This is a genomic window from Mycobacterium sp. NGS69 (assembly GCF_059812165.1).
In genome coordinates, this window is sequence record NZ_JCALCD010000002.1 from 477,215 (window position 1) to 496,610 (window position 19,396).

18 protein-coding genes are annotated in these 19,396 nt (G+C 70.7%); 14 read left to right on the plus strand and 4 right to left on the minus strand.

What is annotated here, in order from left to right:
- Nucleotides 1-5: 5 nt before the first annotated feature.
- Nucleotides 6-947, plus strand: a complete 942-nt coding sequence (locus AC5Y2S_RS07640) for an NAD(P)H-dependent flavin oxidoreductase (RefSeq protein ID WP_499955113.1) — start codon at nucleotides 6-8, stop codon at nucleotides 945-947.
- Here AC5Y2S_RS07640 and AC5Y2S_RS07645 read toward each other — a convergent pair.
- Nucleotides 892-1,638 carry a helix-turn-helix transcriptional regulator gene (locus tag AC5Y2S_RS07645; protein ID WP_499955115.1) on the minus strand — a complete coding sequence of 249 codons (747 nt, stop codon included), beginning with the start codon at nucleotides 1,636-1,638 and terminating at the stop codon, nucleotides 892-894. The genes AC5Y2S_RS07640 and AC5Y2S_RS07645 overlap by 56 nt on opposite strands.
- Nucleotides 1,639-1,729: 91 nt before the next feature.
- On the opposite strand from AC5Y2S_RS07645, the gene AC5Y2S_RS07650 reads away from it, so the two are divergent.
- Nucleotides 1,730-2,182 carry an Rv2617c family stress response/phage resistance protein gene (locus AC5Y2S_RS07650; protein WP_499955116.1) on the plus strand — a complete coding sequence of 151 codons (453 nt, stop codon included), beginning with the start codon at nucleotides 1,730-1,732 and terminating at the stop codon, nucleotides 2,180-2,182.
- On the opposite strand, the gene AC5Y2S_RS07655 is transcribed toward AC5Y2S_RS07650, so the two are convergent.
- On the minus strand, nucleotides 2,164-2,664 hold the full coding sequence (locus AC5Y2S_RS07655) for a DUF1990 domain-containing protein (protein ID WP_499955118.1): 501 nt from the start codon (nucleotides 2,662-2,664) through the stop codon (nucleotides 2,164-2,166). The genes AC5Y2S_RS07650 and AC5Y2S_RS07655 overlap by 19 nt on opposite strands.
- A 23-nt stretch (nucleotides 2,665-2,687) precedes the next feature.
- On the opposite strand from AC5Y2S_RS07655, the gene AC5Y2S_RS07660 reads away from it, so the two are divergent.
- Nucleotides 2,688-3,563, plus strand: coding sequence for an aldo/keto reductase (locus AC5Y2S_RS07660; RefSeq protein WP_499955120.1), 876 nt, complete (start codon nucleotides 2,688-2,690; stop codon nucleotides 3,561-3,563).
- A gap of 76 nt (nucleotides 3,564-3,639) precedes the next feature.
- On the opposite strand, the gene AC5Y2S_RS07665 is transcribed toward AC5Y2S_RS07660, so the two are convergent.
- Complete coding sequence (locus tag AC5Y2S_RS07665) at nucleotides 3,640-6,213, minus strand: ATP-binding protein (RefSeq protein ID WP_499955121.1); 2,574 nt, start codon at nucleotides 6,211-6,213, stop codon at nucleotides 3,640-3,642.
- Nucleotides 6,214-6,372: 159 nt separating this feature from the next.
- Here AC5Y2S_RS07665 and AC5Y2S_RS07670 point away from each other — a divergent pair, with 159 nt between their 5' ends.
- The 8 genes from AC5Y2S_RS07670 to AC5Y2S_RS07705 all read left to right on the plus strand — a co-directional run bounded on the left by AC5Y2S_RS07670 (nucleotide 6,373) and on the right by AC5Y2S_RS07705 (nucleotide 15,242).
- Nucleotides 6,373-8,199: a PE family protein gene (locus AC5Y2S_RS07670; RefSeq protein WP_499955127.1), complete on the plus strand. Its 1,827-nt coding sequence runs from the start codon at nucleotides 6,373-6,375 to the stop codon at nucleotides 8,197-8,199.
- 28 nt (nucleotides 8,200-8,227) lie between these two features.
- On the plus strand, nucleotides 8,228-8,851 hold the full coding sequence (locus tag AC5Y2S_RS07675; RefSeq protein ID WP_499902296.1) for a PaaI family thioesterase: 624 nt from the start codon (nucleotides 8,228-8,230) through the stop codon (nucleotides 8,849-8,851).
- A 61-nt stretch (nucleotides 8,852-8,912) separates the two neighbouring features.
- On the plus strand, nucleotides 8,913-10,967 hold the full coding sequence (gene thrS, locus AC5Y2S_RS07680) for a threonine--tRNA ligase (RefSeq protein WP_499955129.1): 2,055 nt from the start codon (nucleotides 8,913-8,915) through the stop codon (nucleotides 10,965-10,967).
- Nucleotides 10,960-11,529, plus strand: coding sequence for an ATP adenylyltransferase (locus AC5Y2S_RS07685; protein WP_499955131.1), 570 nt, complete (start codon nucleotides 10,960-10,962; stop codon nucleotides 11,527-11,529). Before thrS ends, AC5Y2S_RS07685 begins: the two co-directional genes overlap by 8 nt.
- Entirely contained in the window at nucleotides 11,526-12,158 is a 633-nt protein-coding gene (pgsA, locus tag AC5Y2S_RS07690; RefSeq protein WP_499955133.1) for a phosphatidylinositol phosphate synthase, read from the plus strand. Before AC5Y2S_RS07685 ends, pgsA begins: the two co-directional genes overlap by 4 nt.
- Nucleotides 12,159-12,160: 2 nt before the next feature.
- Nucleotides 12,161-13,078 (plus strand): phosphatidylinositol mannoside acyltransferase, encoded by a 918-nt coding sequence (locus AC5Y2S_RS07695; protein WP_499955686.1) that lies wholly within the window; start codon nucleotides 12,161-12,163, stop codon nucleotides 13,076-13,078.
- Nucleotides 13,078-14,202, plus strand: coding sequence for a glycosyltransferase family 4 protein (locus AC5Y2S_RS07700; protein WP_499955135.1), 1,125 nt, complete (start codon nucleotides 13,078-13,080; stop codon nucleotides 14,200-14,202). Before AC5Y2S_RS07695 ends, AC5Y2S_RS07700 begins: the two co-directional genes overlap by 1 nt.
- The gene (locus AC5Y2S_RS07705) at nucleotides 14,202-15,242 is read left to right on the plus strand and encodes an NUDIX hydrolase (protein WP_499955137.1); all 1,041 of its coding nucleotides are present in this window, start codon (nucleotides 14,202-14,204) and stop codon (nucleotides 15,240-15,242) included. The genes AC5Y2S_RS07700 and AC5Y2S_RS07705 overlap by 1 nt, the downstream gene beginning before the upstream one ends.
- A gap of 4 nt (nucleotides 15,243-15,246) precedes the next feature.
- Here the strand turns inward: AC5Y2S_RS07705 and AC5Y2S_RS07710 are convergent, their stop codons facing one another.
- A complete protein-coding gene (locus tag AC5Y2S_RS07710; RefSeq protein ID WP_499955139.1) occupies nucleotides 15,247-16,908 on the minus strand; it encodes a PE-PPE domain-containing protein in 1,662 nt (553 codons plus the stop codon).
- A 119-nt stretch (nucleotides 16,909-17,027) separates the two neighbouring features.
- Here AC5Y2S_RS07710 and pdxS point away from each other — a divergent pair, with 119 nt between their 5' ends.
- From pdxS to pdxT, 3 genes are read left to right on the plus strand one after another with little or no spacing between them, the layout of a single operon-like run.
- Entirely contained in the window at nucleotides 17,028-17,942 is a 915-nt protein-coding gene (pdxS, locus tag AC5Y2S_RS07715; RefSeq protein WP_499955141.1) for a pyridoxal 5'-phosphate synthase lyase subunit PdxS, read from the plus strand.
- A 9-nt stretch (nucleotides 17,943-17,951) separates the two neighbouring features.
- Nucleotides 17,952-18,788, plus strand: coding sequence for an acyl-CoA thioesterase II (gene tesB / locus AC5Y2S_RS07720; RefSeq protein WP_499955143.1), 837 nt, complete (start codon nucleotides 17,952-17,954; stop codon nucleotides 18,786-18,788).
- Entirely contained in the window at nucleotides 18,785-19,381 is a 597-nt protein-coding gene (gene pdxT, locus AC5Y2S_RS07725) for a pyridoxal 5'-phosphate synthase glutaminase subunit PdxT (protein ID WP_499955145.1), read from the plus strand. Before tesB ends, pdxT begins: the two co-directional genes overlap by 4 nt.
- Nucleotides 19,382-19,396: the final 15 nt, after the last annotated feature.

Consider the following 19,396-nt stretch of genomic DNA (forward strand, 5'->3'; position numbering starts at 1 on the left):
CACCGATGCTATCCACGCCCTGGTCAAGAGGTTTCGGGCTGCGGGTGCCGATCGTCAACGCCCCGATGGGCGGGGTCGCCGGTGGCCGGCTGGCCGCCGCCGTGACCGCGGCCGGCGGGCTGGGCATGGTCGGCATGGGCAGTGACGGCAACTCCGAACTGCTGCGCGCCCAGCTGCGGCACGTGCCGCAAAGATTCGGAATCGGCTTGGTGGACTGGGTGATTCGCACCCAGGAGGGGCTGCTCGACGATGCGCTGGCGGCCGGACCCGCGCTGCTGTCGGTCAGTTTCGGCACCGACTGGTCGTGGGTCGCGAAGGCGCACGACGCCGGAATCCTCACCGTCACACAGGTTTACGACGGCCTGGGTGCCCGCAAGGCCGTCGACGCCGGCGTCGACATCCTGGTCGCGCGGGGGGCCGAGGGCGGCGGGCATGGCGAGGTCAAACTCGCGACGCTGCCGTTGCTCGACGACGTGTTGGACGCGGTCGCGGTGCCCGTCCTCGCGGGCGGTGGCGTCGCCTCGGCGCGGAGCCTGGCCGCCGTGCTCGCCGCCGGGGCCTGCGGGGCGTGGGTGGGCACCCGGCTGGCGGCCTGCCCGGAGGCGCTCACCGGTGACGGCAGCCGCCGCGCGCTGATCGCCGCCCGGGCCACCGACACGGCCGTCACCCGGGCCTTCGACGTCGCCAGGGGGCTGCCCTGGCCGGCGCGGTTCCCGTCGCGCGTGTTGGCCAACGACTTCGTCGCGCGCTGGACGGGCCACGAGGAAGCGCTCGATGTGTCGGCGTGCGACGAACTGGAAGCCGCCGTCGCGGCCGACGATCGCCGCGTCGCCCCCGTCGATGCCGGCGAGGGCGTCGGGATGATCCGCGACGACGCGTCGGTGGGGGAGGTCATCGAGCAGATGTGCGCGGGTGCGGAGCGCCTGCTGGGCGCCTGGGGACCCTGAGCACCACACAACACCGGTCCGGCCGGGGGCACAGCCGGGCGTCGGGGCCGTGCGGCGCCAGCGCGTCGGCCACGCCGGTGATCAGCGCGTGGTTCATGTTGCAGGCCAGCTCCGTCTGCTCCTGCGCCAGCGCGTGGAACGGGCAGTTGGCGAGTTCGACCTCGCCGTCGGCGGGCCGGGGTTCGTAGCCGTACCTGCGCAGCACCCGCAGCGCGAGGTCCATCGCCGCCGAGGCGTCATTTGGCGGCCGTGCCGCCAAAACCGTAGTGGCGGTGATCGTCCGGCCATAATCGCGGGCCACCCGGTTCAGCTCTTCGACGACGGGCTCGCCGGTGTCGGCCGACCGCGCGATCGCGGTCGCCATCAGGCGACCGGCCAGCTCGTACTCGCGCTGCGGCAGGCTGACCGCGATGTCGCGGGGCGCCCGGCGATACAGCTTGGACGTGCGCCCCGCGCCGGGGCCGGAGCGGCCCGTCAACCGCGCGTAGTCGGTTTCCAGCAGGCCCTCGGCGGTCAGCCGGTCCAGGTGGAACTTGGCCTGGTGGAGCGGGATGCCGACGGCGTCGGCCGCCTGGTCGCGGCTCACCGGCGCCGGCTGCGAGCACACGAATTCGTAGAGCCGGCGGCGCACCGGATCGGCGAGCGCGCCGATGCCGGCCGCGTCCCGCTGCAGCGCGTTCCCGTCGTCCATCCGACCTTCGTCTCTAACAGACAAAATGCTTGACGCTACAGTGTAACGGATCTAACGTACAAGTTATTATCCGTTAGGAATGGAGGCAACCATGAGCACCACGCACGACTCCGCCACCCCCGGCCTCGGCGACCAGTTGAGGGACCCGGCCTACTCGGCCTACCTCGCGCTTCGCACGGTCTTCACGATCGCGCCGATCGTGATGGGGCTGGACAAGTTCTTCAACGTGCTGACCCACCCGCATCACTGGAGCATGTACCTGGCCGGCTGGATCGACGGCGTCGTCCCGGGCACCGCCGACCAGCTCATGTACGTGGTGGGCGTGATCGAGATCGTGGCCGGTGTGTTAGTGGCGGTGGCGCCACGCTTCGGTGCGTGGGTGGTGGCGGCCTGGCTGGCCGGCATCATTATCGACCTGGTCACCGTGCCCGGCTTCTACGACATCGCGCTGCGCGACTTCGGCTTGCTGGTCGGCGCCGTCGCGCTGGCCCGGCTGGCGCAGGGCGTGCACGTCGGCAGCATCGGCTATACCGCGCGCAGGTAGCGCCGGGCGATGACGCGCTGGGCCGCCCTGATGGCCGGACCGCCGGCCTTGGTCCACCAGGCCGCGGGCCTGGAGAACGCCGACACCTCCGCGTAGACCGCGTCGGTGGCCGGGTCGCGGCGCACGACGAAGCGTTCCTCGCCGGACTCCGGATGCCCGGGCAGGGTGCCGTAGGCAAAGCCCCGGATGTCGGGCTCGTCGACGACGTAGACCACCCGGCACGGCGCCGGCAGAAAGCCCATCCGCACCACCAACACCGCGTCGACGACGGCGACGTCGGAGCTGGCCTGCACGCGCAGCCCGGAGCCACGTTGCATGCCCCAGCGCATGACCGCGTCGGCGGCCCGCTCGAAACGCTCTCGGCCCGTGCCGATTTGGCGCTCGACGTGTTGATGGTCGTATCCCGCGGGCAGCTCGCCGTCGGAGGTGGCGCCCACCTCGGTGTAAGTGAGCGGAAGTCCTTCGAGCGTTTCCAGGTCCACGTGTTCAGCGTACGGTCGAGGAAGTGACCACTCAGACTGTTGCCCAAGCATCCGGAACGTTCACCCTCGGCGGCGACCTGACCGTCAACCGACTCGGTTTCGGCGCCATGCGCCTGACCGGCAAGGGCGTCTGGGGCCCGCCCGCCGACCGCGCCGAATGCGTCCGGGTGTTGCGGCGCGCCGTCGAGCTCGGGGTGAATTTCATCGACACCGCGGACTCCTACGGCCCGTACGTCTCCGAGGAGATCATTCACGAGGCGCTGCATCCCTATGAGGGCCTGGTGATCGCCACCAAGGCGGGGCTGCTGCGCACCGGCCCGGATGTCTGGGTCCCGCTGGGCAATCCCAGCTACCTGCGCCAGGAATGCGAGATGAGCCTGCGCCGCCTCGGCGTCGAGACCATCGACCTGTTCCAGCTGCACCGCATCGACCCGAACTTCCCGCTGGCCGACCAGGTGGGTGAGCTGCTCAAGTTGAAGAACGAGGGCAAGATCCGCCACATCGGCCTGTCCGAGATCGACGTCGACCAGCTCACCGCGGCCCAGCAGATCGCCGAGATCGTGTCGGTGCAGAACATGTACAACGTGGCGTCCCGGGGCGCGGAGCCGCTGCTGGACGCCGCGACCCGCCAGGGCATCGGCTTCATCCCGTGGTTCCCGCTGGCCGCCGGGCCGCTCGCGGCGCCCGACGGGCCGCTTCAGCGCATCGCCGCCGAGCACGACGCGAGCCCGTCGCAGCTGGCGCTGGCCTGGCTGCTGAAGCGCTCGCCGGTGATGCTGCCGATCCCGGGCACGTCCAGCGTCGCGCACCTGGAGGAGAACGTCGCGGCCGCCGAGATCACGCTGACCGACGAGGAGTTCGAGACCCTGGCGGCCGCGGGGGCCCAGCGGACGGTCTAACCACCGCGAAAGTGCCACTACCGACGCGTTTCGCGAGTGGCACCGTCGGTAGTTGCACTCTCGCGGGCAGATTTCCTCAAGCGTCGCTGGTTTGCCGGGCGTGGGTAGCGGCTTGTGTGCGGTTGGCGACGCCGAGTTTGACGAGGATCGAACTCACATGGCCGCCGGCGGTTCTGGGGCTGATGTGCAGCGCGGCGGCGATCTGAGCGTCGCTTTTCCCGGCGGCGAGTAGCTCGAGCACTTGGCGTTCGCGGCGTGTCAACCCGTTGGGGTCGGCGAGCGTTTTGGCGCCGGGGCCGCGACGGGTCAGACCGCGCAACGCGGCCAGGCGCTGCTGGGCGCGACGGGCCGAGGCGCGCGCACCGAGGCGGCGAAACGTCGCGAGCGCCGATTCCACTGCGGCGATGTCGCCGCTCAGCGCAGCGATCGCCGCGTCGTAGGGGCAGTTGCGGCCTGTCCACGCCGCCGCGGCTGCTTGCCAGTCACCTGCATCGTCGGCGTCACCGCCGGCCAGGCACATCCACCGCCGCAGGGGTTCGACCAACCACGCATCGGCTTCGGCGGGGCGGGCCGCCAACCCCGCCCGGGCCTCGGCGAGCGCGGTGTCGTCGTCGCCGGCCAACCACGCCGCCTCCGCGCGCGCCGCCCACACCTGCAGCCGGATCACGTTGCCGGCCGTGGATTCGAGGGCTTCATCGAGCAGGTCCCCCGGCCGCTCGCCGCGGCGCGCGCGGGTCAGCGCAAGCACAACGAGCGGCAGGATTCGGTGCTGCGGGCTCAGATCCGTGCGGGTCAGGACTTGCTCGGCGAGCAGCGCGGCCTCGGCCCAACTGCCTCGGTGCAACCTGGTCAGCGCCTCCGCTCCGGTAATCAGTGCCTGGAACATGACCAAGTCGTGGTCGTCGCAGAAGGCCGCCGCACGGCTGAGATAGCCCTCGGCGCGGGCGGGCTCGCGCCGCAGCGCGGCGGCCGAAGATATGAGTACGCCCAACACCGCCGCATGTTCGGTCAGGTCCGGCCTGCCCAGTGCGTCGCGCCAGACCGCATCGAAGTCATCCCAGCCGGTGTTCCCACGGAATACACGGCCCATCGCCTGATAGCCGCGTGCGCGGATGACGACGCCGGGGTCGTCCAATTGGACGCCGAGAGTCAGTGCGCGGTCGGCATATTCGGCGGCTGCCGACAGGTCGTAGCTCACCACGGTGCACGAGTGCGCCATGTTGATCAGCGACCAGGCCAGCTGCGGGGAGGGACCGAGATCATCGAGTAGCCGAAGTGAGGCGCGGCCCGCCTCGATGGCTTCGGAGGTACGTCCGAGCGGCTCCAGCAGATGGGACAGCCAGCGCAGGTCGTCGCCCTCTTCGAGTCGATGACCGAGTTGGTGGCGGACATCGATGGCCGCACGCCACGACGACATCGACGCCGCCGCCAGCCCGCACAGGTAGCTTTCGAACGCGTGGCCCTCCAGCCACTGCGCCTCCTGCTCGGGAGGGGCGGTGCCCCGATGCCGCAGCGTCAGGCCGTACAGCTCGGCGGCCTCAGCGTGCGCGCCCAGCGCCGCGGCCCGCTCCGCCGCCGTCGGGCCGAAACGCGTCACCGCGTCACCATCGCCGACTTGGTCGGCGTGAAAGACCAGCGCCGGCAACATGTTCGGGTCAATCGGTGGTTCGGCCAATGCGACGAGCGCGCGCTTGTGCAGCAGCCGGCGCCGATAGTCGGGGATGCGAGACAGCGTGGCCAGCCGCGCCAACTCGTGGCGAAACCCGATCGCGTCCCCCTTGGCGACCAGCACCCCCGCGTCCAGGCATTCGTCCAGAGCCGCGCCGGCGCCCGGGCACACCTTTTGCACCAGCGCCGTGTCGGCGCGCGGCCCACAGACCGCGACCGCTTGTGCGGTCTCGCACGCCCCCCTCGACAGCCGAACCAGCCGGCCCCACACCGCTTCTGAGACGCTGCTCGGCAAGACGTTCCGATCCAGCGCGTCGACGCCGCAGGCCAACACCTCGCTGACGTAGAAGGGGTTTCCCCCGGTGAGGCGGTGTAGCTGGTCGGCGTTGAACCCGCTGCCGGCGGCCAGGACCGCCACCGCATCTCGGCTTAGTGCCTCCAACGCGACGCGGCTGACCGCGGCGCAGGTCGCCACATCCCCCAGCGCCACGGACAGTGGGAGCTGGCGGTCGATCTCGTCGTCGCGGTAGGAGATCACCAGCAGCAGCGGCAGCGACGCGATGCGCCGGGCCAGGAAACGAATCAGATCCAATGTCGAACTATCGGCCCAGTGGGCGTCCTCGATAACCCACACCCAGCGCTGCCCGTCGCGCAATATCGCCAGTAGCCGCCGATACAACGCCCCGGTGTCGCCGGATTCGATCGCCTTGACCAGACCGCCGGCCGCCGCGGGCCCGAATCCGGCCAGCGCGTCGAGCACCGGGCCCAACGGGCGCGGCGCCGCCAGCGGATCGCACCAACCCACCAACAGCCGTTCCGAACCGTCCAGCGCAGTCGCGAAGGCGTTGATCAGCGCCGTCTTGCCGACTCCGGCCTCTCCGCGCAGCAACGCCACGCGGCCCGAGCCGCGACGCGCCGCGCGAGCCAGCCCGGTCAGTTCGGCCAGCGCCGCCTGTCGCTCCAGCAAACACTCCACGGCCACTCGCTTAGCAAAAACAGGGAAAATTCCGGATCAACCGCGCCCGCCCGCCAGCGCACACTGTGGAGGGGAACGCTCCGGGCGGCCCATGCGGCCCTTACTGTAGCCGCGCCGGCGCGCGGACGGGCCCGATACGGCTGCACGCGTGGCGGGAGGGCCGAAATGTCGTTTGTGGTTGCGGCGCCGGAGTTTTTGTCGGCGGCGGCGGGGGACCTACAGGGGATCGGATCCGCGCTCAGCGAGGCCCACGCGGCGGCGGCGGGCCCGACGACTTCACTGCTGGCGGCGGGCGCGGATGAGGTGTCGGCGGCCGTCGCGACGCTGTTCGGCGGGCATGCGCAGGCCTTTCAGGCGTTGAGCGCGCGGGCGGCGTCGTTTCACGCGCAGTTCGTCCACGCCCTGAATGCCGGTGTGGGGTCGTATGTCGCCGCGGAGGCCGCCAACGTGTCGGCGCAGACCGTCGAGCAAGACGTGCTGGGCGTGATCAACGCCCCCACCCAGGCGGTCTTGGGACGCCCGCTGATCGGTGACGGCGCGCCCGGAGGCCCCGGACAGGCCGGCGGACCCGGCGGCTTGTTGTTCGGCAATGGCGGACCGGGCGGCAACGGCCTGGCCGGCCAGGCCGGTGGCCACGGCGGTGCCGCGGGATTGCTCGGCAACGGCGGGGCCGGCGGGATGGGTGGGGCCGGGGCCTCCGGCGGCACCGGCGGTAGGGGCGGATTGCTGTACGGCAGCGGCGGGATCGGTGGGCAGGGAGGGACCGCGCTCGCCGGAATCAACGGCGGCCTGCCCGGCCACGGTGGCACCGGCGGCAACGCCTTCCTCTTCGGCAACGGCGGCGCCGGGGGGCAGGGCGGCACCGGCTTGACCGGGGCCAATGGTGTCAATCCCACGGTCAGCGGCACGGCGGCCATGGGTGCCGCGGGTTTCTCCGAAGCTGTAAATAATGCCAGCGCCAGTGGGGGCGCCGGCGGCGCCGGCGTCGACGGCGGACTTGGCGCCACCGGCGGCACCGGCGGATTTGGCGGGCTGGCAAACGTCGAAAGCGGCACAGGAACCGCTCTTGCCGGTGCCGGCGGACCCGGCGGTACGGGCGGCAACGGGGGTGCCGGGGGCCTCGGGGGCGTGGCCGCTGGACCCTCCGGCGGCTCCGGCGATGCCGTCGGGGGCCGCGGCGGCAACGGGACTTTGGGCTCGGCGCCCGGGGGTGCGGGTGGCGCCGGAGGCAACGGCGGGCAAGCCTTCCAGAACGGAACCGGCCTCGGCGGCCTTGGTGGCTCCGGCGGCGGCGGGGGCACGGGCTCGGCCGGCGGCGTCGGCGGCATCGGGGGCGCGGGCGGCAACGGCGGTCACGGCGGCTTCTTGGTGGGCGGCGGTGGTGCCGGCGGCACTGGAGGCGCAGGTGGCATCGGGGGCACCGGTGCCACCGGCGGCCTGGGCGGTACCGGCGGCACTGGTGGAGACGCTCTCCTCAGCACGGGCTCCGGGTTTGGTGGCGGTGGCGGCACTGGCGGCAGCGGTGGGGTGGGCGGCCTTGGCGGCAACGGCGGTGCTGGTGGCGCGGGCGGTAACGGCGGTGCTGCCGGGTTGCTGGGTGCCGGCGGTAGTGGCGGCAATGCCGGCGTGGGCGGTGTGGGCGGCACCGGTGGCGGCGGCGGCATGGGTGGCGACGGGGGCCCGGGTGGCAACGCCACGGCTGCCCTTTTCAACCATGGCGGCTCCGGCGGCAGCGGCGGCAGCGGCGGCACCGGCGGCGGCGGGGGCAACGGCGGCGGCAGCGGACTCGGCGGCGCGGGCGGGACCGGCGGGTTGCTGATGGGCCCGGTGGGCGTCGGCGGCGCCGCCGGCGTCGGCGGCGCCGGGGGAACCGGTGGCATGGGCGGCGGGTTCGGCGCCGGCGGCGCCTTCGGTACCGGGTCAACCAGCAACGGCAACGCCGGCGGCAACGGAACCGGCGGTGGCACCGGCGCGTCCGGCCAGCACGGGTAATCCTCCCTGACACCGATACGGTGTCCTGGTGGCCGGCGACCATCACAAACACCCCGGCGGCGGCTTCAACCCGCCCGAGCCGACGACCAAGGGCGGCCCCGATTACGGCCGGTTCATCGACGCGGTCCGCCGGCTGCAGGACCACGCCCGCGCCGTCGACGCGCCCGACGCCGTGATCACCGAGGCCGCCGACCAGTTGGAGAAGCTCTCGGCGCTGCTGAGCCCCTACGACGCCGACGAGTGGGAGTCGCCGTCCGGGCGCCGGATGGACCTGCCCATGCGCGGCAACATCTTGAGCATCCCGATGAAAGCGACCAAAGGCGACGACGGCCGCATCCACGGCTGGGCGCGCTTCACCCGGTTCCACCTGGGGCGCAACGGCGCCGTGCACGGCGGGGCGCTGGGGATGCTGTTCGACAGCGTGCTCGGGCTGACGTCCTCGGTGATCACCGGCGGTCCGCGCCAACGCACCGCCTACCTCAAGATCGACTACCGCCACATCGTGCCGATCGAAAAGGAACTACAGTTCGAGGCCGGCATCGACCGGGTGGACGGGCGCAAGATCTTCGTGTCCGGCCGGCTCAGCGACGGCGACACCCTGCTGACCGAGGCGGACGCGCTGTTCGTGCGGCTCAAGCCTGGCCAGCCCTGAGGGTCGTCGACCCCGATAGCATTGCAACGACTAATCACCTAGACGTTGGAGAACCGACCCGATGAGCGCCGCCGCCAGCCCTGCCCCGGCTACCCCGATCCGGGTGCCCGCCGGGACCACCGCGGCCGCCGCGGTCGGTGAGGCGGGGCTGCCGAGGCGCGGCGCGCCCGACGCGATCGTGGTGGTGCGCGACGCCGACGGCAAGCTGCGCGACCTGAGCTGGGCGCCCGACGCCGACGCCGAGGTCGTCCCCGTCGCCGCCAACACCGACGAGGGCCGCAGCGTGATCCGGCACTCGGCCGCGCACGTGTTGGCCCAGGCCGTCCAAGACCTTTTCCCGCAAGCCAAATTGGGCATCGGGCCACCCATCACCGACGGCTTCTACTACGACTTCGACGTGGCGGAGCCATTCACGCCGGAGGATTTGGAGAAGCTGGAAAAGCGGATGCGCCAGATCGTCAAAGACGGGCAGCTATTCGACCGGCGCGTCTACGAATCCAAGGACCAGGCGCGCGCCGAGCTGGCCAACGAGCCCTACAAGCTCGAGCTCGTCGACGACAAGTCCGGCGACGCGGAGATCATGGAGGTCGGCGGCGACGAGCTCACCGCGTACGACAACCTCAATCCCCGCACGCGCGAACGCGTTTGGGGCGACCTGTGCCGCGGGCCGCACATCCCCACCACCAAGCACATCCCCGCGTTCAAGCTGACCCGAAGCTCGGCGGCCTACTGGCGCGGCGACCAGAAAAACGCGAGCCTGCAACGCATCTATGGCACCGCATGGGAGTCGCAGGAGGCGCTCGAGAAGCACCTGGAGCTGATCGAGGAGGCACAGCGCCGCGACCACCGCAAGCTCGGCGCGGAGCTCGACCTGTTCAGCTTCCCCGACGAAATCGGTTCGGGCCTGGCGGTTTTCCATCCCAAGGGCGGAATCGTGCGCCGCGAGCTCGAGGACTACTCGCGCCGCGAGCACGAGCGTGCGGGCTACGAGTTCGTCAACACCCCCCACATCACTAAGGAGCAGCTTTACATCACGTCGGGTCACTTGGAGTGGTACGCAGACGGCATGTACCCGCCGATGCATCTCGACGCCGAGTTCAACGAGGACGGCACGGTGCGCAAGCCGGGCCAGGACTACTACCTCAAACCGATGAACTGCCCGATGCACCACCTGATCTACCGGTCGCGCGGACGGTCGTATCGCGAACTGCCGCTGCGGCTCTTCGAGTTCGGCAGCGTGTACCGCTACGAGAAGTCGGGCGTGATCCACGGGCTGACCCGGGTGCGCGGCATGACTCAGGACGACGCGCACATCTACTGCACGCGCGAGCAGATGCGCGACGAGCTGGCGTCAGTGCTGCATTTCGTGCTCAACCTGCTGGCCGACTACGGGCTCAACGACTTCTACCTGGAGCTTTCCACCAAGGACCCGGAGAAGTATTCCGGGTCGGATGAGATGTGGGACGAGGCCACGGAGGTCCTGCACGACGTCGGCGTGGCCTCCGGGCTCGAGTTGATTCCCGACCCTGGCGGCGCGGCGTTTTATGGCCCCAAGATCTCGGTCCAGGTCAAGGATGCGCTGGGCCGGAGCTGGCAGATGTCGACCATCCAGCTCGACTTCAACATGCCGGACCGCTTCGAACTCGAATACACGGCCGCGGACGGCTCGCGTCAGCGGCCAGTGCTGATCCACCGCGCGTTGTTCGGGTCCATCGAGCGCTTCTTCGGCATCCTGACCGAGCACTACGCGGGCGCGTTCCCGGCGTGGCTGGCGCCGGTGCAGGTGGTCGGCATCCCGGTCGCCGACGAGCACATCGACTACCTGGGAGGGGTTGTCGCGCAACTGAGGTCGCACGGCGTGCGGGCGCACGTGGACTTAAGCGATGACCGGATGGCCAAGAAGATCGTGCACCACACCAACCAGCGCGTCCCGTTCATGTTGTTGGCCGGTGACCGCGACGTCGAGGCCGATGCGGTCAGCTTCCGCTTCGGTGACCGCTCCCAGATCAACGGCGTGCCCGTTGGCGCGGCGATCGATACGATCGTCCAGTGGATCGCTGATCGCGAGAATGCCGCTCCAACAAAGGAACTGGTGAAAGTGGCTGGCGGTGGGTGACCAAGAGCGCGCCGAGCCCGCCGACGAAACGATCCTCGACCGGGGCGTCGGTGAGCAAGACCACCTGCAACGGCTGTGGACGCCGTACCGGATGAACTACCTGGCCGAGGCGCCGATGAAGCGCGACAACGGCAAGACCGAGCAGCCGTTCACCGACATCCCGCAGCTCTCCGACGAGGACGGCCTGGTGGTGGCGCGCGGCGAACTCGTGTACGCGGTGCTCAACCTCTACCCCTACAACCCCGGGCACCTGATGGTGGTGCCCTACCGGCGGGTGTCCGAGCTCGAGGACCTGACCGAGGCGGAGAGCGCGGAGGTGATGGCCTTCACCCAGAAGGCGATTCGCGTGATCAAGAACGTGTCGCGGCCGCACGGCTTCAACGTGGGCATGAACCTGGGCACGTCGGCCGGGGGCTCGCTCGCCGAGCACCTGCACGTGCACGTCGTGCCGCGCTGGGGCGGCGACGCCAACTTCATCACCATCGTCGGGGGCGCCAAGGTGATCCCGCAGTTGCTGCGCGACACCCGCCGGCTGCTGGCCACGGAGTGGGCCCGACAGTGAGTAAGGTGCCGTTCCTGTCGCGGGCGGCGTTCGCGCGGCTCACCACCCCGACCGCCCGGGCATGCCTTCGGCTCGGGCTGACGCCCGACGCCGTCACCATCCTGGGCACCGTCGTCGCGGTCGCGGGGGCGCTGACGCTGTTCCCGATTGGGAAGCTGTTCGCCGGCACGCTGGTGGTCTGGTTCTTCGTGCTCTTCGACATGCTCGACGGGGCGATGGCCCGGGAACGCGGCGGCGGAACGCGTTTTGGCGCGGTGCTGGACGCGACGTGCGACCGGATCAGCGACGGCGCCGTGTTCTGCGGGCTGCTGTGGTGGGCGGCCTTCGGCCTGCACGACAAGCTCTTGGTGGCGGCGACCCTGATCTGTCTGGTCACCTCGCAGGTGATCTCCTACATCAAGGCCCGGGCCGAGGCCAGCGGGCTGCGCGGCGACGGCGGCATCATCGAACGTCCGGAACGGCTGATCATCGTGCTCGTCGGCGCTGGCATCTCCGACTTCCCTTACATTGCCTGGCCGCCCGCGCTGCCGGTGGCCATGTGGCTGCTGGCGGTGGCCAGCGTGGTCACCTGCGTGCAGCGACTACGCACGGTGCGCACTTCCCCCGGTGCGACGGAGCCCATGCCGTGATCATGGATCTGGTCCGCCTGACCCGTGGTACGGCAGCCGACTGGGCGTACGCGACCGGGTGGATGGCCGTGCGGGCGATGCCGGAGTTCGCCGCGCGCAACGCTTTTGACGCGGGCGCGCGCTACGCGGCGCGCGGTGGCGGGCCCGATCAGCTGCGCAAGAACCTGGCCCGCGTGATCGGCGTGCCGCCGGATCAGGTGCCGGATCAGCTGATGCGGGCCTCGCTGGCGTCGTACGCCCGCTACTGGCGGGAGGCCTTCCGGCTGCCGACGATGGACCACCGCGAGTTGGCGCGTCGCATCGACGAGACGTTCCGCGGGGCCGACCATATTGACGCGGCCCTGGCCGCGGGCCGGGGAGTTGTGCTCGCGCTGCCGCACAGCGGCAACTGGGACATGGCCGGGGTCTGGCTGGCCCAGACGCGCGGCACCTTCACCACCGTCGCCGAGCGCCTCGAACCCGAATCGCTGTACCGGCGTTTCATCGGATATCGGGAAAGCCTTGGCTTTGAGGTGATTCCGCACTCCGGCGGAGAGCGACCGCCGTTCGAGACGTTGTGCGAGCGGCTGCGGGCCAACCGGCCGGTGTGCCTGATGGCCGAGCGCGACCTGACCCGCACCGGTGTGGAAGTGAAGTTCTTCGGCGAACTCACCCGGATGCCGGCCGGGCCGGCGAAGCTCGCGATCGAAACCGGTGCGGCCCTGTGCCCGGCGCACTGCTGGAACGAAGCCGACGGCTGGCGCGTATCGATACACCCGCCGCTGGATTGCAGCAGCGGCGATGTCCGCGCCATCACCCAGGCGCTGGCCGATCAGTTCGCCGAGAACATCGCCGCGCACCCCGAGGACTGGCACATGATGCAGCCGCAATGGCTGGCGGACCTGTCGGACGCGAAGCAGGCGAGGCTGAGGGAAACCTGATGCGAATCGGGATGGTCTGTCCGTATTCGTTCGACGTGCCGGGCGGGGTGCAGTCCCATGTCCTGCAGCTGGCCGAGGTGATGCGCGCCCGCGGGCACGACGTCAGCGTCCTGGCCCCCGTCTCGCCGCACGCCTCGTTGCCCGACTACGTCGTCTCCGCCGGCAAGGCCGTCCCGATTCCGTACAACGGGTCGGTGGCCCGGCTGCGGTTCGGCCCGGCCGCTCACCGCAAGGTCAAGAAGTGGCTCGCCGACGGCGATTTCGACGTGCTGCACCTGCACGAGCCCAACGCGCCTAGCCTGTCGATGCTGGCCCTGAACATCGCCGAGGGCCCGATCGTCGCGACGTTCCACACGTCGACCACCAAATCGCTTACCCTGTCGGTCTTTCAGGGCATCCTGCGGCCGATGCACGAAAAGATCGTCGGCCGGATCGCGGTGTCCGACCTGGCCCGCCGCTGGCAGATGGAGGCGCTGGGAACCGACGCGGTGGAGATCCCCAACGGGGTCGACGTGGAGTCGTTCGCCTCGGCGCCGCCGCTGGACGGATACCCGCGGCCGGGCAAAACGGTGCTGTTCCTGGGCCGCTACGGCGAGCCCCGCAAGGGGATGACGGTGCTGCTCGAGGCGCTGCCCCGCGTGGTCGAGCGCAACCAGGACGTGCAGTTGCTGATCGTCGGTCGCGGCGACGAGGACGAATTGCGCGAGCAGGCAGGCGGAATGATCCGCCACCTCCGTTTTCTTGGCCAGGTGGACGACGCCGGCAAGGCGTCGGCGATGCGCAGCGCCGACGTCTACTGCGCGCCCAACACGGGCGGGGAGAGCTTCGGGATCGTCCTGGTCGAGGCGATGGCCGCCGGCACGCCGGTGGTGGCCAGCGACCTGGATGCGTTTCGGCGCGTGCTGTGCGAGGGCGAATGCGGGCGGCTGGTGCCCGTCGACGACGGCGCCGCGCTGGCCGACGCGCTGATCGAGGTGCTGGCCGACGACGCGCTGCGCAAACGCTACGTGGCGGCCGGCTCGAGCGAGGTCCACCGCTACGACTGGTCGGTGGTGGCCAGCCAGATCATGCGGGTGTACGAGACGGTCGCCGGGTCGGGAGCCAAGGTCCAGGTGGCCAGTTGATGACGTGGCTCGTCATCGCCGTCGTGGCGTTGGTGGCCCTGGTCGCCTTCGCCGGCGGCTGGGCATACCGGACGGCCCACCGGCTCGACCGGCTGCACGTCCGCTACGACCTGTCGTGGCAGGCGCTCGACGGGGCGCTGGCGCGACGCGCGGTGGTGGCGCGGGCCGTGGCGATCGACGGGTATGGCAATTCCGCCGAGGGCAGGCGGCTGGCGGCGCTGGCCGACGCCGCCGAACGCGCGCCTCGCCCGGCCCGCGAGAACGCGGAGAACGAGCTGTCGGCCGCGCTGGCGGTGGTCGATCCCGCGTCGCTGCCCGCGGGTTTGATCGCCGAGCTGGCCGACGCCGAGGCCCGCGTGGTGCTGGCGCGCCGCTTCCACAACGATGCCGTTCGCGACACCCTCGCGCTGCGCGAGCGATTGCTGGTCCGCACCCTTCGGCTGGGCGGAACCGCCACGCTGCCAAGCTATTTCGAGATCCTGGAGCGCCCGCATGCGCTTGCCCACGGCGAGCGCGGCGTGCCCAACCACCGCACCTCGGCGCGGGTGGTGCTGCTCGACGAGTCGGGCGCCGTGCTGCTGCTGTGCGGCTCGGACCCGGCCAACCCGGCGTTTCCCGACGGCGGGGCGCCTCGCTGGTGGTTCACCGTGGGCGGCGAGGTGGGCAGCGGCGAGCGGCTGGTCGAGGCCGCCGCGCGGGAACTGGCCGAGGAGACCGGCCTGCGGGTCGAGCCGGCCGACATCATCGGACCCGTCTGGCGGCGCGACGAGGTCTTCGAGTTCAACGGCTCGCTGATCGAGAGCGAGGAGTTCTACCTGCTGCACCGCACCCGCCGGTTCGAGCCGTCCCTGGCGGGGCGAACCGAGCTGGAACGCAGCTACATTCACGGCGCCCGCTGGTGTGACGCGAACGACATCGCAGGGCTGACCGCGGCCGGCGAGCAGGTGTACCCGCGGCAACTGGGCGAGCTGCTGGCTGCGGCCAATCGGCTGGCTGACGGCGCCGCCGCCAACGCCGGGATGCCGCAGCCCATTCTCTGAGGACTCAGAGCGGCAGCCCCACGTCGGCCAGCGCGTCGGTGATCCCCTGCACCGCCCCCTGCTGCAGCTCGGCGGCCACCGTGCCCGGATCGATCTGCGGGAACAGCCCGAACGCCGTGGGCACATCCTGATAGGCGGTGCGGTCGTAGCCCAGCTCGACGAGCACCCGCAGATCGGGCTGGACCAGGTCGGCCAGCGGGTTTCCCACCAGGGGAACGGCGCGCAGCGGGTCCAGCAGCGGCAAATTGTGACTGGGGATGAGGATGTAGGTGGTCTGCGTGTCCGCCGGCGACACCGGCTGGACCACACCCGACGCGATCTGCGCGCCCGTCACGGTGTCGTAGGCGGGATGCACGAACAGGAACCCCGCGACGGCGTTGGCGTCGGCGAGGATGTCGATCGGGAACTGCGGGAAGTCGGCGGCGCCGTCGTACTGGACCGCGTAGTCGACGGTGGGGTAGGCGTTGGTCGGGGTCGCGCCGTAGAACGTGAAGCCGATGCCCGGTATGGAGAAACCGGGCAGCCGCGCCAGCAACCCGCCGTCGGGCCGGTCGGGGTTGGCGATCAGCACGAAGGACAGTTGGTCCAGTGCCGGCCGAACGCCGATCGGCAGGGTTTCCAGGTAGCGCATTTCGAGGGTGGCCACCACGGCGCTTTGCGAGCCGCCGAACACGATGACGTGGTTTCCCAGGGCCTGTTGCGCCGCGATCGCGGTGTTCAGGTTCTGCACCCCCTGGGCCACGGACTGGTCCAGCGTCAGGCTGTCCAGCCCGGTGAAGGGAAACAACTTCGAGGGCGTCACGACGAACTGCGCCAGGTAGTCGGGATGGGTGTGCGTGATGAACTGCTCGGCGGTCAGCACACCGATGGGCCGGGGCAGCGGGCCGAGGCCGGTGCCGCCCATGATCAACGCCGTCGCCCCGCCGGCACCCACCTGGTTTTCGTTGACGAGCAGGACCCCGACGCTGCCGTTGCCCGGGTTCCCGAAGCCGATGTTCCAGTTGCCGGTGTTCCCGATGCCGATGTTCTGATTGCCCGTGTTCTGGATGCCGAAGTTCGCGTTGCCGAGGTTTCCGATGCCGATGTTGCCGTTGCCGACGTTGTTGATCCCGATGTTGCCGACGCCGACGTTTCCGCTGCCCAGGTTCTGCGGCAGGCCCTGCCACGGCACCAGTTGCGCGACCGCCGCCGAGGCGCCGGCGTAGTACTCCGCCAGGGCGGCCGCGTCCTGGGCCCACATCTGTTCGTATTCGGCCTCGGCGGCCGCGATCGCGGGGGCGTTCTGGCCCAGCAGGTTGTACCCGACCAGCGACACCAGCCGGGTCCGGTTGGCGGCCACCGCATACGGGTGCACCGTGGCCGCCAGCGCCGCCTCGAAGGTGTCGGCGGCCAGCCGGACCTGGGCGGCGGTCTGCTCGGCCTGACCCGCCGCGGCGCTCAGCCACGCCGCGTACGGGGCGGCCGCGCGCGTCATCGCCGCCGCCGCGGGGCCCGCCCAGGCCCCGCCGGCCAGCTCGGAGGTCACCGACGCGAAGGAGCCCGCCGCGGCGCGCAGTTCCTCGGCCAGCCCGTCCCAGGCCGTCGCCGCCGCCAGCATCGGGCCCTGGCCCGGGCCGGCGAACATTTGCGCCGAATTCAGTTCCGGTGGCAGCACGGCGAAATTCATCGCTAGGTTCTTTCTCGCTAAGTAACCGACCCTAGAACAGGTCCGGCCCCCGAGCTGGAAAAACCGGTTTGTTGGCCACCACTAGACTGGTGCAGGCATTGACGGAGCGAAGGAGAGACGTGGACACCGCCCAGGCAAATGGTGGCCAGGCCAACCAGACCGGCACGGCGCGCGTCAAGCGCGGCATGGCCGAGATGCTCAAGGGCGGCGTCATCATGGACGTCGTCACGCCCGAGCAGGCCCGCATCGCCGAGGGCGCCGGCGCCGTCGCGGTGATGGCGCTGGAGCGGGTGCCCGCCGACATCCGTGCCCAGGGCGGGGTGTCGCGGATGAGCGACCCCGACATGATCGAGGGCATCATCGCCGCCGTGACCATTCCGGTGATGGCCAAGGTGCGCATCGGGCACTTCGTCGAGGCGCAGATCCTGCAGAGCCTCGGGGTGGACTATATCGACGAGTCGGAGGTGCTGACGCCCGCCGACTACACCCACCACATCGACAAGTGGAAGTTCACCGTGCCGTTCGTATGCGGCGCGACCAACCTCGGCGAGGCGCTGCGGCGCATCGGCGAGGGCGCGGCCATGATCCGCTCCAAGGGCGAGGCCGGCACCGGCGACGTGTCCAACGCCACCACGCACATGCGGGCCATCAGCGGCGAGATTCGCCGCCTGACGTCGCTGTCCGAGGACGAATTGTTCGTTGCCGCAAAGGAACTGCAGGCACCCTACGAGCTCGTCGTCGAGGTGGCCCGGGCGGGCAAGCTGCCGGTCACCCTGTTCACCGCCGGCGGCATCGCCACCCCGGCCGACGCGGCGATGATGATGCAGCTCGGTGCCGAGGGGGTGTTCGTGGGCTCGGGCATCTTCAAGTCCGGCGCGCCCGAGCACCGCGCCGCCGCGATCGTCAAGGCCACCACCTTCTACGACGATCCCGACGTGCTGGCCAAGGTGTCGCGCGGGCTGGGCGAGGCGATGGTGGGCATCAACGTGGAGGAGATCCCGCAGCCGCATCGCTTGGCCGAACGCGGCTGGTAAAAACAGCCCGTGGCGATCGAAGAGATCCTCGATCTCGAGCAACTCGAGGTCAACATCTACCGCGGCAGCGTGTTCAGCCCGGATTCGGGATATTTCCAGCGCACCTTCGGCGGCCATGTGGCGGGGCAGTCGCTGGTCTCGGCGGTGCGCACCGTCGACCCGCGCTACCAGGTCCACTCGCTGCACGGTTACTTCCTGCGGCCCGGCGACGCCAAGGAGCGCACGGTCTTCCTCGTCGAGCGCATCCGCGACGGCGGGTCGTTTGCCACCAGGCGCGTCAACGCCATCCAGCACGGCGAGACCATCTTCTCCATGTCGGCGTCCTTCCAGGCCGATCAGGAGGGCATCCACCACCAGGACCCCATGCCGGCCGCGCCGCCTCCCGACGGCCTGCCCGGCCTGGACTCGATCAAGGTGTTCGACGACGCCGGGTTCAAGCAGTTCGAGGAGTGGGACGTGTGCATCGTGCCCCGCGAGCAGCTGCGGCTCTCGCCGGGCAAGGCCGCCCAGCAGCAGGTGTGGTTTCGCCACCGCGACCCGCTGCCCGACGACCCGGTGCTGCACATCTGCGCGCTGGCCTACATGAGCGACCTCACCCTGCTGGGATCGGCGCAGGTCACCCACCTCGACGTGCGCGAGCACCTGCAGGTGGCGTCCCTGGACCACGCGATGTGGTTCATGCGCGCGTTCCGGGCCGACGAGTGGCTGCTCTACGACCAGTCGTCGCCGTCGGCCAGCGGCGGTCGCGCGCTGTGCCAGGGCAAGATCTTCACCCAGACCGGCGAGATGGTCGCGGCGGTCATGCAGGAGGGACTGACCCGCTACCGGCGCGGGTATCAGCCGTGAGCGCCCCGCGGATCGGGGTGCTGGCGCTGCAGGGCGACACCCGCGAGCACCTGGCGGCGCTGCGCGAGGCAGGAGCCGAGTCGATGCCGGTCCGCCGCCGCGACGAGCTGGAGGCGGTCGACGGGCTGGTGATCCCCGGCGGGGAGTCGACCACGATGAGCCATCTGTTGCTCGACCTGGAGCTGCTCGAGCCGTTGCGGCGGCGACTGGCAGACGGGCTGCCCGCCTACGGCGCGTGCGCCGGCATGATCCTGCTGGCTACCGACATTCTGGACGCCGGCGCCCGGGGACGGCAGGCGCTGCCGCTGCGCGCGATCGATATGACGGTGCGGCGCAACGCCTTTGGACGTCAGGTGGATTCTTTTGAGGACGACATACCGTTCGCGGGCCTGGACGGGCCGGTGCGCGCGGTGTTCATCCGCGCGCCCTGGGTCGAGCGGACCGGCGACGGGGTGCAGGTGCTGGCCCGCGCGGCCGGGCACGTCGTCGCGGTGCGGCAGGGCCCGATGCTGGCGACCGCCTTCCACCCCGAGATGACCGGCGACCGTCGCATCCACCACATGTTCGTCGACATCGTCCGGGGCGAGGCCTGACGGCGACAGCCACAC